Raw genomic sequence first — 13,883 nt, 5'->3', positions numbered from 1 at the left:
TGCCGCCGCGGAGAACGTCTCCTGGTGGGCGTCGCTCCGGCCCCGCCAGGCGGCGGCGGGCGTCCGCGCCGCCCGCCGGCGCCGTAGGACCGGGAAGATGCCCGCGATGCCCTCCGCCCCGCCCGTCGCCGCCCTCGCCTCGGGCCTGCCGCTGAACCTCGCGGCCACGGTGGCCGCCGTCGTCGTCGCCTTCGCGGTCACGTTCGCGGTCGCGAGGAAGGCCGGCCGGCACAGCGTCATCGACGTCACGTGGGGCGCCGGCTTCGCGGTCGTGGCGGTCGTGACCTTGGTGCTCTCGGCGGGCGACGGCGACGCGCTGCAGCGCGCGGTCGTCACCGCGATGACCGTGCTCTGGGGCGGCCGCCTGGCCTGGCACATCGAGCGCCGGGGTCGCGGGAAGGGCGAGGACCCGCGGTACGTCGAGCTCATGGAGCGCGCACCCGCGGGCCGGGAGACGTTCCACATCGTCACCCGCGTCTACCTGACCCAGGCGGTCGTCCTCTGGTTCGTCTCGCTGCCCGTGCAGGTCGCGCAGTACGAGCAGGGCGGGGTCGGCGTCCTGACCTGGATCGGCGTGGCCGTCTGGCTCGTCGGGATCACCTTCGAGGCCGTCGGCGACCGGCAGCTCGCGGCGTTCATGGCGGACCCGTCGAGCAAGGGCCAGGTGATGGACCGCGGCCTGTGGCGCTACACGCGCCACCCGAACTACTTCGGCGACGCGTGCGTCTGGTGGGGCATCTGGCTCGTCGCCGCGAACGAGGTCCCGGGGCTGTTCACGATCCTGTCGCCGGTCGCGATGTCGTTCTTCCTGGTGTTCGGCACCGGGAAGGCGCTGCTCGAGAAGGGGATGGCGGACCGACGCCCGGGCTACACCGACTACGTGCGCCGGACGAGCGGCTTCGTCCCCCTGCCGCCGAAGGACTAGCGGGGGCGCTTCTCGATCAGGCGCAGCCAGGTCTCCGTGCGGGTCGGGAACGCCGGGACGGCGCGGTCGAGCACCTCGAGCGGGACCCTCCCCGCGACGGCGATCGTGGCGGCGTGCAGCTGCTCCGCGATGCCGGCGCCGACGAACGTGGCGCCCACGAGGACCCCCGCGTCGGGGTCGATCACGAACCGCGTGGTCCCCCCGGCGCCCTTGCCGATGAAGCTCGCGCCGGCGTTGCCGTCGGAGGGCACGTCGATCGCGACGGCGGCGATCCCGGCGTCCTTCGCGGCCTGCAGCGTCAGGCCGACCGCGGCGACCTGCGGCTCGGTGAACGTCACGCGCGGGCTGCTGCCGCCCTCGAGCTCGTCGGACGCCAGGGCGGCGTCGGCGTCCCCGAGCACGTGCGCCGCGACGATGCGCGACTGCCGCTTGCCGACGTGGGTGAGCAGCGCGCGGCCGTTGACGTCGCCGACGGCGTAGAGCCACGACGTCCCGCCGGTCAGCAGGTGCTCGTCGGTCGGCAGGTTCCCGCGGTCGTCGGTCTCCACGCCGACGGCGTCGAGCCCGAGGTCCTCGGTGTTCGGCGCACGGCCCGCGGCGACGAGCAGCTCGTCGGCGCCGACCGCCTCGCCGCCGGCGAGCGTCACGGACACGGCGACGTCCGGGTCGCCGGTCTCGCGGGTCGCGGAGACGATGTCGACCCCGACGCGCACGTCGACGCCGTGGGCGCGCAGCCCGTCGGCGACCTCGGCGCCGGCGAACGGCTCCTCCTTGCCGAGCAGCTGCGGGGCGACCTCGAGCAGCGTGACCTTCGACCCGAGGGACGCCCACGCCAGCGCCTGCTCGGCACCGATGGGCCCGCCGCCGATGACGATCAGGGACCCGGGGACCTCGTCCGCGGTCGTCGACTCGCGGTTCGTCCAGCCGCAGGCGTCCTCCAGGCCCTCGACGGGCGGGAACGCGGGGCGGGTGCCGGTCGCGACGACGACGGCGCGCCGCGCGACGATCCGCTCCTGCGGCCGGTCCTCGCCGCTCAGCACGACCTCGACGGTCCGCTCGGCCACGAGCCGCCCGCGCCCGCGCACGAGGCGGATGCCGCGGTCCTCGAGCCACGGCAGCTGGGAGGCGTCGTCGAGGTCGTGGATGACCTCGTCGCGGCGGTCGAGGACCACCTGCGGATCGAGATCGCCGTGGACGAGCTCGCGCACGCCGGGGACCCGGGCGGTCTCGGCGAGCAGGTCGACGGGGCGCAGCATCGCCTTCGACGGCATGCATCCCCAGTACGAGCACTCGCCGCCGACGAGGCGGTCCTCGACGAGGACGACGTCGAGGCCTCCGTCGGCGATCTGGCCGGCGGCGACCTCGCCGGCCGGCCCGGCACCCAGCACCACCACGTCGGCTTCGGTCTCGTGCACTGGTGCTCCTCGGGGTCGGTGGGCGTGCGCCGCGGTCGACGCACGAAGGGCTTGGTCCGGCCGGCGGCCCCGGCGTCACGCGGCGCGGCGACGGACGACCCATTGGTACCCGATCGGGGCCGCGAGCCCCGTCCCAGGACGACGAACGCCGCCCCCGGGATCCCGGGAGCGGCGTCGGTGCTGCGGCGGCCGGGTCGGCCGCGGCGCTACTTCAGGCCCAGGAACGCGGTCCAGGTGGAGCGGTCCTGGCCGTCGCGCGTCTTCAGCCCGGACTGCCAGCTCTCGCCGGTGTCCTGCGGGTCGCGCAGCTGGTACCAGAGGAACGCGCGGACCTTCTGCTTCTTCGCGACGGTCCAGGCGGACTTCAGGTACGTCGTCGCCTTCGACACGGACAGCTCGTCGCTGCCGGTCGTCTTGTACGCGAACTCGGTCAGGTAGATCGCGCCGGCGGCCTTCGACGAGATGCGCCGCGTCTTCGCGGCCTTCTTCAGGTCGCTCTTCGCGTAGCCGAGGTTGGCCTGCGTCCACTCGTCGCGGTTCTTGCGCTTCTTCGTCGGGCTGGCCTTGAAGTCGTACGTGTGCAGCGCCACGCCGTCGGCCTTGACGGTGTACGTCTTCGTGCTGCCCTTGCCCTTGAACTTCGCGCTCAGCCCGAGGACCTCGCGCGTGAACGAGCCGGCGTTGGTGGACTGGCCGCCCGGGTAGTTCTTCGAGAGCGCGCGGGCGTACGGCAGCAGCTCGCCGAAGAGCACCTTGGCGCTCGGGTCGACGGACTTGATCTCCTTGTACGCGATGTTGTGGAGCTTGCGGTAGAGCGCCGCGCCGCCGCGCTTGGGGATGTGGCGGTACCAGTTGGGCTCGTTGATCGGCGCGTAGTAGAGCGCCGCGCCGCTGCCCTTCAGCTCGGTCGCCAGGGCCTTGATGTACTTCGTGTAGGCGCTGGAGGAGACCTTCGACGCGGCCGTCGGGCCCGTCTTCTTGCCCCGCGGGTTGAACGACTCGTCGCCCGAGATGTTCGGCGAGATCTCGACGGCGGTGATCCCGGACTTCACGCCCGCCTGGATCGCGGCCTTGATGCCGGCGACCTGTCCGGCGTCGGGCGTCGAGGACTTGCCGTCCCACCGCGTGTTGTAGCGGGACATGCCCACGCCGGCGGCCTTCGCGTCCGTGAAGAACGAGGAGGACAGGTCGGGGTGGTTGACCGTCATGTCCTGGTCCTGGAGGCCCTTCACCGGCGCGGCGCCGGCGGCTCCGGCGGAGACCAGGAGGGTCGCGGAGACGGCGGCGGAGGCCGTGAGGAGTCGACTGGCTCGGGGGAGGGTCATGCCTACAGACAAACAAAGACGCGCGGACGATGTATCGCCACGACGACGCGCGCCGCCCCCGGAGGCGTCCGGGAGCGGCGCGGATCCGGCGTCCGGAGGGCCGCGACGGCACGGGCCGTCGCGCCCCCGACGGCCCTACTTCAGGCCGCGGAACGTGGTCCAGGTGCTGCGGGAGCCGCCGTCGCGGGTCTTCAGGCCCGACTGCCACAGCTCGCCCGTCGACTGCGGGTCGCGCAGCTGGTACCAGACGAACGAGCGGACCTTCTGCTTCTTCGCGACGTCCCAGGCGCGCTTGAGGTACGTCTTCGCCTTCGACGTCGAGATCTTGTCGCTGCCCTTGGTCTTGTACGCGAACTCGGTCAGGTAGATCCGCCCGGCGGCCGTCTTCGAGATGCGGCCGGTCTTCGCGGCCTTCTTCAGGTCCGACTTCGCGTAGGCGAGGTTGGCCTGCGTCCACTGGTCGCGGTCCTTGCGCTTCTTGCGCGGATCGGCCTTGAAGTCGTACGTGTGCAGCGACACGCCGTCGGCCTTGACGGTGTAGGTCGACTTCTTGCCCTTGGCCCGGTACTTCGAGTCCAGCCCGAGGACCTCGCGGACGAAGTCGCCCGGATCCGTCGACTGGCCGTTGGGGTAGTTCTTCGACTTCGCGCGGGCGTACGGCAGGAGCTCGCCGAAGAGGACCTTGGCGGTCGAGTCGACCGACTTGATCTCCTTGTAGGCGATGTTCACGAGCTTGCGGTAGAGCGTCGCGCCACCGCGCTTCGGGATGAAGCGGTACCAGTTGGGCTCGTTGATCGGCGCGTAGTAGACGACCGCGCCGGACCCCTTGAGGCTCGTGGCGAGCGACCGGATGTACTTCGTGTACGCGGACGACGAGATCAGCGACGCGGCGGTCGGGCCCTTCTTCTTGCCGCGCGGGTTCGCCTTGTCGTTGCTCGACAGGCTCGGGGCGACCGTGACCGAGCGGATGCCGGCGGCGGCGCCCTGCACGATCGCGTTGCGGACGAGGGCGACCTGACCGGGGTCCGGCGCGGAGGACTTGCCGTCCCAGCGGACGTTGTAGCGGGTGATGCCGACCTTGGCCTCCTTCGCATCGGCGAAGAAGGACGAGGACAGCTGCGGGTTGTTCACCGTCATGTCCTGGTCCTGCAGCCCCTTGACGGGGGCCGCGTCGGCGGCGCCGGCGGGCACGAGGGCCAAGGCACCGGCGGCAGCTGTGGCCGTGAGGAGACGACTGGCTCGGGGGAGAGTCATGTCCGTCGGAACACGGCACCCGGCGAATCGACGCGGTCGGCGGGCGCGACCTCATGGTTCCCTCACGATCCGGAGGGTGGCGCGCCACCCGTCCGTCGGGTGCGCGGAGGGGCCCGCTCCGGCGCCGGACCCGCGTGGGTCCTTCCCCCGGATACGCTGGGGTTCATGGCGTCGGAGGCCCAGCCCGCGGAGCACCAGTCGGCCGCCGTCGTCGCGGCGGACGCCCTGGGCGTCTTCGTGCGGGCGATGGCCGGCATCGAGCAGGCGACGCCGGAGTCCGCCGGCTTCTACGACGGGCTCTGCGAGGCCGTCTGCCGGGCGGTGAAGGTCGATCGCTCGGTGATGTTCCTGTACGACGAGGGGCGGCGGCGGGTCCGGCCCGTCGGGGCCCACCGCATCGACCGCGACCGCTTCCCGACCGAGGGTGTCGGCATCGAGGACGCGCCGCTCTCCCGGGTCTGCCTCGAGGAGGACCGCGTCGTCGACTCGCTCGACACGACGGGCGACGAGCTGAACCGCCCCGACCTCCAGCAGCTCCCGGAGGGCGACCTCGCGTACGTCCCGATCGCCGCCGGCGGCACGTGGTACGGGGTGATGGTCGTCGAGCAGACGACCGGCCAGCCGCTCGGGGTCCCGCAGCGCGACGCGCTCTGGATCGCCGGCAAGGTCGTCGCGTTCGCCGCCGAGGCGCGCCGCGCGACGCGGCACCAGGAGCAGGCGCGTCAGCTCGAGCACCGCCTGATGCTCGTCCGCCAGGTCCACGAGCAGGTGATCCAGCGCCTCTTCGGCCTGGGGCTCGTGCTCGGCTCCGGGCAGCCCCTGGAGGGCGACGCCCTGGAGCGCGCGCGCATCGAGGTCGAGGCCACGCAGGCCGACCTCCGGCAGCTGCTGCACGGCCCCCAGCTCCGGACGGGCGCACCGACCGCGATGCGCCTGGCGGAGGAGGTCGAGCGCCTGCAGCGCGCCCACGACACCGTGCAGCTGCAGGCCGACCTCGAGGACGGCGTCGAGATCCCCCTGCCGCTCGAGTCGCTCGCGCAGTCGGTCCTCGGCGAGGCGGTCCGCAACGCGCTGAAGCACGGCGCCCCGACGGTCCTGCACGTGACGCTGACGCGTCGCGACGACGCGCTGTCCCTGACGATCGACTCCGACGGCGCGACGCACGGCGGCGCCGGCGGATCGAGCACGGGGCTCGGGCTGCGCCTGGCGGCGGTCGAGGCCCTGCAGGCCGGTGGCCTCCTGGAGTTCGGGGCGCGGGGCACGGAAGGCTGGCGGGTGCGACTGCTCCTGCCGGCGATCGACGAGAACGAGGTGGGCGGATGACCCGAGAGGTCGGACGGACGACGGTGCTCCTGGTGGACGACCACGAGGTCGTGCACTGGGGCCTCAGGGCCCTGCTCTCGGGCCAGCCGTGGGTGTCGCGGTGCCTCAGCGCCCACAACGGGCAGGAGGCCGTCGAGCTGACGAGCCGGTACGCGCCCCACGTCGCGCTCGTCGACCTGTTCCTCGGCACCGAGTCGGGCGCCGAGCTCTGCGAGCGTCTCCGCGCCGCCGAGCCGCGGACGAAGGTCCTCCTGATGTCCGGCTCCGGCCGGATCTCGGCCGCCGCCGCGCGTGCCGCCGGGGCCTCCGGGTTCGTGCCGAAGGACTGGCCGGCCGCGGACGTCTGCCGCGCGGTCCGGACGATCGCCGCGGGTCGCACGGTCTTCGAGGGCGCCGCGGGCCCCACGACCCCGGCCGGCCTGAGCCCCCGCGAGCGCGAGATCCTCGGCCTCATCGCCACCGGGGCCACGAACCCCGAGATCGCCGGCACGCTGCACCTCTCCCCGCACACGGTGAAGGAGCACACGAGCTCGCTCTACCGGAAGCTCGAGGTCCGCAACCGCGCCGAGGCCGTGCGCACCGCCGACCAGCTCGGCCTCCTCTGAGGACAGCGCCGTACACCGTCCCGGGGGGTTGCTCCACCCGTCGAGGGGGTGGGATCCCCCGTATCCAGCGGGAACGCCCGCGTCCGTGGCAGGCTCTACGACCGTGAGCGTTCGTACGGCAGTCCTCTTCCCAGGCCAGGGCGTCCCCCTGGAGGGCGCGGGGGAGGAGGTCGCCCGCCTGCGACCGGACCTCCTGGAGATCGCGATCGACGCCGTCGGCGAGGATCCGTTCCCCCGCGCGTCGGAGAGCACCCGCTTCACCCAGCCCGCGATCGTCTGCTCGTCGCTCGCGCGGTGGTCGGTCCTCGGCCTGCCGAACCCCGACGCGTTCTTCGGGCACTCGCTCGGCGAGATCGTCGCCCTCGCGGTCTCCGGCACGATCAGCGAGCGCGAGGCCCTCGTCCTCGCCGCCGCCCGCGGCGCCGCGATGGCCGACGCCGACCCCGAGCGCCTCGGCAGCATGGCCGCGGTCCGCAAGGGCGGCATCGAGGCCGCCTCCGAGCTCGCCGCGCAGCACGGCCTCGTCGTGGCGTGCGACAACGCCCCGGGGCAGGTCATCATCGCCGGCCTGATCACGGGCCTGGAGGCCGCGGGGGAGACCGCGAAGGCGACCGGCAACCGCGTCCGGCTGCTCGACGTCGCCGGCGCGTTCCACTCTCCCCTGATGGAGCCCGCGATCCCGCTGCTCCAAGAGGCGATCGACGCCACGACCTTCCGCGAGCCGCACACCACCGTCTGGTCGGCCGTCACCGCGACGCCGATGGACGACCCGCCGCGCCGTCTGATCGAGAGCCTCACCCACCCGGTCCTCTTCCGGCCCGGGCTCCTCGGCCTGCACGCCACCGGCGTCCGCCGCTTCGTCGACGCCGGTCCGGGCGACATCGCCGCCGGCCTCGCCCGCCGGACCTTCAAGGAGGCCGAGGGCGACGACGTGGTGGAGGTCGAGGTCCCCGAGGCCCCGGAGACCGCGCCGCAGGGCGGCCCGCAGGTCGTCGGTCGTACCGGCGATGATGCCTGACATGTCGGAAGCTGCAAACACGGTTCCGTCGGGGACCACGCCCTCCACGCCGGCGGTGCGCGTCGCGCCGATCGGCGTCGGCTCCGCGCTGCCCGACGGGGTCGTCACCTCGGCGGAGATCGAGGAGCGCCTCGGGCTCGACCCGGACTGGCTCGTCAAGCGCACCCACATCCTCGAGCGCCGCATCCTCGGGCCGGGGGAGAAGCTCACGGATCTCGCCCTCACCGCGTCGCAGCGGGCCCTGGAGGACGCCGGCATCCCCGCGACCGACGTGGACTTCGTGATCGCCGCGTGCCTCCAGAGCGACGACATCGCGCCGTCGATGGCCGCGGTCGTCGCAGACGGCCTGGGCACCGACCACGCCGGCGGCTTCGACCTGTCGTCGGGCTGCAGCGGCTTCGTGGCGTCCGTCGCGACCGCGGCGGGCCTGATCGAGTCCGGGCGGGCACGCACCGTGGTCGTCGTCGCGGCCGAGGCGATGAGCCGCCTGACGGACAAGACCGACCGCGCGACCGCGGGCCTGCTCGGCGACGGCGCCGGCGCGATCGTCCTGCGCGGCGCGTCGACGCCCGCCGACGACCGGCACCCGGGCCGCACGGGCCGCTCGCTGTTCGGCTCCGACGGCGCGAACGGCGGCACCGTCCGCGTCGCCACGGACCACCCGTCGGTCTACGACGCCGGCGAGTTCGGCCCCGGCAAGGCCGGCCAGGTCCAGATGAACGGCTTCGACACGTACAAGACCGCCGTCAACCGCTTCGAGTCGACCGTCCGCGACACCGCGACGATCAACGACACGACCCTCGAGGACGTCGACCTGATCGTGCTGCACCAGGCCAACGGCCGGATCCTCGACGCGGTCCGCAAGCGCCTGGACCTCCCCGAGGAGCGCTTCGCGACCTCGGTGCACAGCCACGGCAACACCTCGGCGGCGTCGATCGCCCTCGCGCTGGCCGACGCCCGCGCACAGGGCCGCGTCGTCCCCGGCACCAGGCTCCTGCTCGCCGGCTTCGGCAGCGGGCTCGCCTGGGCCGGCATCACCCTGACCTGGGAAGGCACCCCCGCATGAGCCCCGCGAAGCAGGACGACTCCTGGCCCCCCGCCCGACCGGAGGACGGCTGCGCGCTCGTCACCGGCGGCTCCGGCGCCATCGGCTCGGCGACCGTCAAGGCGCTCGCCGCCGACGGCTGGCCCGTCGTCGTCCACTACGGCCGCGGCGCCGAGCGCGCCCAGGCGGTCGTCGAGGCCGTGCAGGCCGCCGGCGGCACGGCCGTCGCGATCAGCGCCGACCTCGCCGACCCGGCCGCGCCCGAGCAGCTCCTGAAGGACGCCGTCGAGGCCCTCGGCCCGGTCCGCGTGCTCGTCAACAACGCCGGCATCACCCGCGACAACCTCGCGATGCAGATCAGCGACGAGGACTGGGACGCCGTCATCGACGTCGACCTCTCCGCCGCGTTCCGCCTGATCCGCCCGGCGCTGAAGACGATGATCCGCGCCCGCTGGGGCCGCGTGATCAACGTCTCGTCGGTGATCGGCCTGAAGACGAACCCCGGCCAGGCGAACTACGCCGCCGCGAAGGCCGGGCTGCTCGGCCTGACCCGCTCGGTCGCCGCGGAGGTCGGCCGTCGCGGCGTCACCGTCAACGCGGTCGCCCCGGGCTTCATCGAGAGCGAGATGACCGAGGGCCTGATCGAGGGCCTGATCGACCACATCCCCGCCCGGCGCGCCGGGCGCCCCGAGGAGGTCGCGGCCACCATCCAGTTCCTGGCCTCCCCGGAGGCGTCCTACGTGACCGGTTCCACGCTCGTCGTCGACGGCGGCCTCGGGGCGTAGGACCTCCAGGCCCCGCCTGGACGCGCACCCCTGCGCCGCCCCGCCGACCGGCGGGGATGCCCCCCCCGGTCGGCGGTCCCGCCGCACTGCACGTGTGCCCCCACCGGAGGAGCCGTGTAGTCATGCAGGACCAGCTCTTCCCCGCAGTACGCAGCACGAACCACAACCCCCGGAGAGACCACCACCGTGTCTACCCCCACCCGTGAAGCCGTCGAGACGCTCGTCCTGAGCTCCCTCGAGGAGCTGGGCGCCGAGGCCGACGCCCTCAGCCCGACCGCGACGTTCGAGGACCTCGACGTCGACTCCCTCGACCTGGCCGAGCTGTCCCAGATCGTCGAGGAGCAGTACGGCGTGAAGCTGCAGGGCGAGGACGTCGCCAAGCTGCGCACCGTCGAGGACGCCGTGAACCTGATCACGGAGCGCGCCGCACAGTGACCCGCGCGGCCATCACGGGCGTCGGCGCCGTCACCCCCCTCGGGGTCGGCGCCGACGCCCTGTTCGGCGGCTGGACCGCCGGCACGTCGGGCATCGAGGACGGCGAGGGCGCGTGCCGCGACTTCGTCGTCACCGACCACCTGACGAAGAAGGAGGCCCGTCGCGCCGACCGCTCGAGCCAGCTGCTGCTCGCCGCCGGCGACGAGGCACTCGCGCAGGCCGGCTGGGGCGCACCGCGCGCCGGTGAGCTGCCCTACGCGCCCGAACGCATCGCCAGCATCATCGGCTCCGGCATCGGCGGGTTCATCACGCTGACGAACAACCACGCCGCGCTCCTCGAGGGCAAGCCCGTCTCGCCGCTCGCGATCCCCCTCCTGATGGCCAACGGCCCGACGGGCCAGATCGCCCTGCGCCACGGCCTCCTCGGACCGAGCTGGGGCACCGTCTCCGCCTGCGCCGCCGGCGCCCACGCCATCGGCTCCGGCCTGCGCGAGCTGCGCGCCGGCACCGCCGACGCCGTCGTGGTCGGCGGCACCGAGGCCGCGATGGTCGACCTCGCTCGCGCCGGCTTCGGCGCGATGGACGCCCTGTCCGAGACCGGGCAGTCCCGCCCGTTCCACAAGGACCGCGACGGCTTCGTCCTCGCCGAGGGCGCCGCCGTGCTCGTCCTCGAGCTCGAGGACGCCGCGAAGGCCCGCGGCGCCACGATCCTCGGCTACATCGAGGGCGTCGGCTCGTCCCAGGACGCCCACCACCTCACCGCCCCCACGCCCGACGGCTCCGGCGCCTCCCGCGCCGTGATCCAGGCGCTGGCCGACGCGGGCATCGCCGCCGAGGACGTCGACTACGTCAACGCCCACGGCACCGGCACGCCGCTGAACGACCGGTCCGAGACCGGCGCCATGCGGATCGCGCTGGGCGACCACCTCTCCAAGACCCCGATCTCCAGCCTCAAGTCGGCGATCGGGCACTCCCTCGGCGCCGCAGGGGCGATCGAGGCCGTCGCCACGGTCCTGGCCCTCCGGGACCGCGTCGCCCCGCCGACGCTCAACCTCGACGTCCCCGATCCGGAGCTCGACCTGCTCCACGTGATCGGGAAGCCGACGCCGCTGCGCGAGACGCCGGGCAGGGCCCCTCACGCGCTGTCGACCTCCTTCGGGTTCGGCGGCCACAACGCCTGCATCGTCCTAGGAGGCGCCGCATGACCCCCCGCACCGCGACCGCATCGACACGTCAGGTCCCGTCCAGCCCCGCCACCCCGGTGAAGTCCGCCGCGGCGGCCCCGGGCCAGGGCGAGCTGACGCCCCTGCAGCGCCTGGAGACGCTCTGCGACCCGGGCTCGCTGCGCCTGATGCGCACCGCGGTGCTCTCGCCGACGCTCGGCGACCGCGCGACCCCCGGTGACGGCGTCCTCGCCGGCGTCGGCACCATCGGCGGCCGCCCGGTCGCCGCGTTCTCCGAGGACCCCGCCCTCCTGGGCGGCAGCCTCGGCGCGCGCCACGCGGACACGATCGTCCGCCTGCTCGAGATGGCGGGCGACGCCGGCATGCCCGTCGTCGGCTTCATCTCCTCCGCGGGCGCCCGCCTGCAGGAGGGCCTCGAGGCCCTGGCCGGCTACGGCCGCATCTTCGCCGCGCTGACGCGCCTCTCCGGCCAGGTGCCGCTGATCTCCGTCGTCTGCGGCACCTGCGCGGGCGGCGGCGCGTACGCCCCGGCGCTCACCGACATCACGATCATGACCCGCCGCGCGCGGATGTTCCTGACCGGCCCGGGCGTCGTCCGCGAGGTCACGGGCGAGGACGTCACGGCCGAGGACCTCGGCGGTCCCGACGTCCAGAAGAAGAACGGCGTCTGCCACCTCGTGGCGGAGGACGACGACGACGCGGTCCGCGTCACGCGCGAGCTGCTCGGCCACCTGCCGCAGCGGTCGGGCGAGGAGCCCCCGCGGGCCCGCCCCGTCCCGGCCCCGGCGTTCGACCCGTCGATCCACGTCCCGGCCGAGCAGCGCCGCGGCTACGACGTCCGCGACGTCGCCCGCGCCGTCGTCGACGGCGGGCGGATCCTCGAAATCTCCGAGGCGTGGGCCCCGAGCGTCGTCACGGCGCTGGCCCGCATCGACGGCCGCACGGTCGGCATCGTCGCCAACCAGCCGAAGGTCATGGCCGGCACGCTTGACGCCGAGTCCGGCCAGAAGGCCGCGCGCTTCGTCCGCTGGTGCCACCTCTTCGGGGTGCCGCTGGCGGTGCTCGTCGACACCCCCGGCTTCATGCCCGGGAGCGAGCAGGAGTCCGGGGCGGTCATCCGCCACGGCGCCAAGCTCGTGCACGCGTTCGCCGAGGCCGACGTCCCGAAGGTCACGATCGTCCTGCGCAAGGCCTTCGGCGGCGCGCAGATCGCGATGAACTCCCGCGCTCTCGGTGCGACCCTCGTCCTCGCGTGGCCCTCCGCCCAGATCGGCGTCATGGGTCCCGAGCAGGCCGTCGGCATCATCGAGCGCCGGAAGATCGCCGCGGCGGACGACCCGCTCGCCGAGAAGAAGCGCCTGGGCGCCGAGTACGCCGAGGAGCACCTCACCGCCGAGGGGGCCGCGCAGCTGGGCATCGTCGACGAGGTCATCGACCCCGCCGCCACGCGCGACCGCCTCGTGTGGGCGCTCGGCTCGCTGCGCCGCCCGTCGGCGCGCGAGCACCGCGCCCGCAACCTGCCGATCTGAGCATCCCGCCCCGCGCCCGCGGAGCCCGCCCGTCCGCGGGCGGGCCGCGGGCGGGACGGCACCCCATCCCCACGACCCCGAGGACCCGTCCGTGACCGTTCCCGTGCCCTCCGGCCTGCTGGCCGGCCGTCGCCTGCTGATCACCGGTGTGATCACGAAGGACTCCATCGCCTGGCACGTCGCCGCGCGTGCACAGGAGGCCGGCGCCGAGGTGCTCCTCACCGGCTTCGGCCGGCCCAAGCGCCTGACGGACCGCGCCGCGAAGGCGCTGCCGACCCCGGTCGACGTCCTCGAGCTCGACGTCAACGAGCCCGAGGACCTCGCGGCCGTGGCGAAGGAGATCGACGACCGCTGGGACGGCCGCCTCGACGGCGTGCTGCACGCGATCGCGTTCGCCCCGTCCGACGCCCTCGGCGGCAACTTCCTCGAGACCCCGCCGGAGAGCGCGAAGATCGCGTTCGAGACCTCGGCGTACTCGCTGAAGGCCCTCGCGGCAGCGCTCCTGCCGGCGCTCTCGAAGTCGGAGCACGGCGGCTCCGTCGTCGGCCTCGACTTCGACGCGCAGGTCGCCTGGCCGATCTACGACTGGATGGGCGTCGCGAAGGCGGCGCTCGAGGCCACGTCGCGCTACCTCGCGCGGTACGCCGGACCGCAGGGCGTCCGCTCGAACCTCGTCTCCGCCGGCCCGCTCGGCACGATCGCCGCGCGCGGCATCCCGGGCTTCTCGCTCCTGGCCGACGGCTGGGACGAGGCCGCCCCGCTCGGCTGGGACGGCGCCGACCCGACGCCGACCGCCGACGCGGTGCTGTTCCTGCTCTCCCCGCTGGCCCGCGCGATCTCCGGCGAGATCCTGCACGTGGACGGCGGCGTGCACTCCTGCGGCCCGGTCGGCCACGGCGCACCGCTCGCCGCGGACCCGGGCGAGACCCCCGCGCACTGATCCTGGACCGGCCCGTGGCACGGCCCGTCCGCGCTGGGTCCGGCCTGCGCCGTACGCGCGCCGGGCGCGCGCGTCCGGCGGCGTGCTTCGCGGCACCCCG

13 protein-coding genes are annotated in these 13,883 nt (G+C 74.0%); 10 read left to right on the top strand and 3 right to left on the bottom strand.

The window, feature by feature from the left end:
- Positions 1-106 precede the first annotated feature (106 nt).
- Positions 107-925 (top strand): DUF1295 domain-containing protein, encoded by an 819-nt coding sequence (locus tag PATMI_RS0125815; protein WP_051472457.1) that lies wholly within the window; start codon positions 107-109, stop codon positions 923-925.
- On the opposite strand, the gene PATMI_RS0125810 is transcribed toward PATMI_RS0125815, so the two are convergent.
- The 3 genes from PATMI_RS0125810 to PATMI_RS0125800 all read right to left on the bottom strand — a co-directional run bounded on the left by PATMI_RS0125810 (position 922) and on the right by PATMI_RS0125800 (position 4,856).
- Positions 922-2,340 (bottom strand): dihydrolipoyl dehydrogenase family protein, encoded by a 1,419-nt coding sequence (locus tag PATMI_RS0125810; protein WP_026913003.1) that lies wholly within the window; start codon positions 2,338-2,340, stop codon positions 922-924. The genes PATMI_RS0125815 and PATMI_RS0125810 overlap by 4 nt on opposite strands.
- Positions 2,341-2,546: 206 nt before the next feature.
- Positions 2,547-3,665, bottom strand: a complete 1,119-nt coding sequence (locus PATMI_RS0125805; RefSeq protein WP_026913002.1) for a hypothetical protein — start codon at positions 3,663-3,665, stop codon at positions 2,547-2,549.
- Positions 3,666-3,800: 135 nt separating this feature from the next.
- The gene (locus tag PATMI_RS0125800; protein WP_026913001.1) at positions 3,801-4,856 is read right to left on the bottom strand and encodes a hypothetical protein; all 1,056 of its coding nucleotides are present in this window, start codon (positions 4,854-4,856) and stop codon (positions 3,801-3,803) included.
- A gap of 228 nt (positions 4,857-5,084) precedes the next feature.
- Here PATMI_RS0125800 and PATMI_RS0125795 point away from each other — a divergent pair, with 228 nt between their 5' ends.
- The 9 genes from PATMI_RS0125795 (at position 5,085) to fabI (ending at position 13,783) form a co-directional block, all read left to right on the top strand.
- The gene (locus tag PATMI_RS0125795; protein WP_026913000.1) at positions 5,085-6,242 is read left to right on the top strand and encodes a GAF domain-containing sensor histidine kinase; all 1,158 of its coding nucleotides are present in this window, start codon (positions 5,085-5,087) and stop codon (positions 6,240-6,242) included.
- The gene (locus tag PATMI_RS0125790; RefSeq protein WP_026912999.1) at positions 6,239-6,847 is read left to right on the top strand and encodes a response regulator transcription factor; all 609 of its coding nucleotides are present in this window, start codon (positions 6,239-6,241) and stop codon (positions 6,845-6,847) included. The genes PATMI_RS0125795 and PATMI_RS0125790 overlap by 4 nt, the downstream gene beginning before the upstream one ends.
- Before the next feature lie 103 nt (positions 6,848-6,950).
- Positions 6,951-7,865: an ACP S-malonyltransferase gene (locus tag PATMI_RS33395; RefSeq protein WP_051472288.1), complete on the top strand. Its 915-nt coding sequence runs from the start codon at positions 6,951-6,953 to the stop codon at positions 7,863-7,865.
- A 1-nt stretch (position 7,866) separates the two neighbouring features.
- A complete protein-coding gene (locus tag PATMI_RS33390) occupies positions 7,867-8,931 on the top strand; it encodes a 3-oxoacyl-ACP synthase III family protein (RefSeq protein ID WP_169738417.1) in 1,065 nt (354 codons plus the stop codon).
- Entirely contained in the window at positions 8,928-9,695 is a 768-nt protein-coding gene (fabG, locus tag PATMI_RS33385) for a 3-oxoacyl-ACP reductase FabG (RefSeq protein WP_051472287.1), read from the top strand. The genes PATMI_RS33390 and fabG overlap by 4 nt, the downstream gene beginning before the upstream one ends.
- Before the next feature lie 186 nt (positions 9,696-9,881).
- Entirely contained in the window at positions 9,882-10,130 is a 249-nt protein-coding gene (locus PATMI_RS0125770; protein ID WP_026912998.1) for an acyl carrier protein, read from the top strand.
- The gene (locus tag PATMI_RS0125765; RefSeq protein ID WP_026912997.1) at positions 10,127-11,335 is read left to right on the top strand and encodes a beta-ketoacyl-[acyl-carrier-protein] synthase family protein; all 1,209 of its coding nucleotides are present in this window, start codon (positions 10,127-10,129) and stop codon (positions 11,333-11,335) included. Before PATMI_RS0125770 ends, PATMI_RS0125765 begins: the two co-directional genes overlap by 4 nt.
- Entirely contained in the window at positions 11,332-12,843 is a 1,512-nt protein-coding gene (locus PATMI_RS0125760; protein WP_026912996.1) for an acyl-CoA carboxylase subunit beta, read from the top strand. Before PATMI_RS0125765 ends, PATMI_RS0125760 begins: the two co-directional genes overlap by 4 nt.
- A 91-nt stretch (positions 12,844-12,934) precedes the next feature.
- The gene (gene fabI / locus PATMI_RS33380; RefSeq protein ID WP_245604296.1) at positions 12,935-13,783 is read left to right on the top strand and encodes an enoyl-ACP reductase FabI; all 849 of its coding nucleotides are present in this window, start codon (positions 12,935-12,937) and stop codon (positions 13,781-13,783) included.
- The last annotated feature ends 100 nt before the right edge of the window (positions 13,784-13,883 follow it).

Source organism: Patulibacter minatonensis DSM 18081, assembly GCF_000519325.1.
Taxonomy (GTDB): Bacteria; Actinomycetota; Thermoleophilia; order Solirubrobacterales; family Solirubrobacteraceae; genus Patulibacter; species Patulibacter minatonensis.
The sequence above is the reverse complement of the archived record's forward strand: the minus strand, read 5'-3'. Positions and strand labels throughout refer to the sequence as shown.

What these genes read in the sequence shown, in the direction of transcription:
- PATMI_RS0125805 (WP_026913002.1), bottom strand. Translation starts at nt 3,665, where the DNA reads ATGACCCTCCCCCGAGCCAGTCGACTCCTCACGGCCTCCGCCGCCGTC.
- PATMI_RS0125815 (WP_051472457.1), top strand. Translation starts at nt 107, where the DNA reads ATGCCCTCCGCCCCGCCCGTCGCCGCCCTCGCCTCGGGCCTGCCGCTG.
- fabG (WP_051472287.1), top strand. Translation starts at nt 8,928, where the DNA reads ATGAGCCCCGCGAAGCAGGACGACTCCTGGCCCCCCGCCCGACCGGAG.
- PATMI_RS0125790 (WP_026912999.1), top strand. Translation starts at nt 6,239, where the DNA reads ATGACCCGAGAGGTCGGACGGACGACGGTGCTCCTGGTGGACGACCAC.
- PATMI_RS33390 (WP_169738417.1), top strand. Translation starts at nt 7,867, where the DNA reads ATGTCGGAAGCTGCAAACACGGTTCCGTCGGGGACCACGCCCTCCACG.
- PATMI_RS0125760 (WP_026912996.1), top strand. Translation starts at nt 11,332, where the DNA reads ATGACCCCCCGCACCGCGACCGCATCGACACGTCAGGTCCCGTCCAGC.
- PATMI_RS0125795 (WP_026913000.1), top strand. Translation starts at nt 5,085, where the DNA reads ATGGCGTCGGAGGCCCAGCCCGCGGAGCACCAGTCGGCCGCCGTCGTC.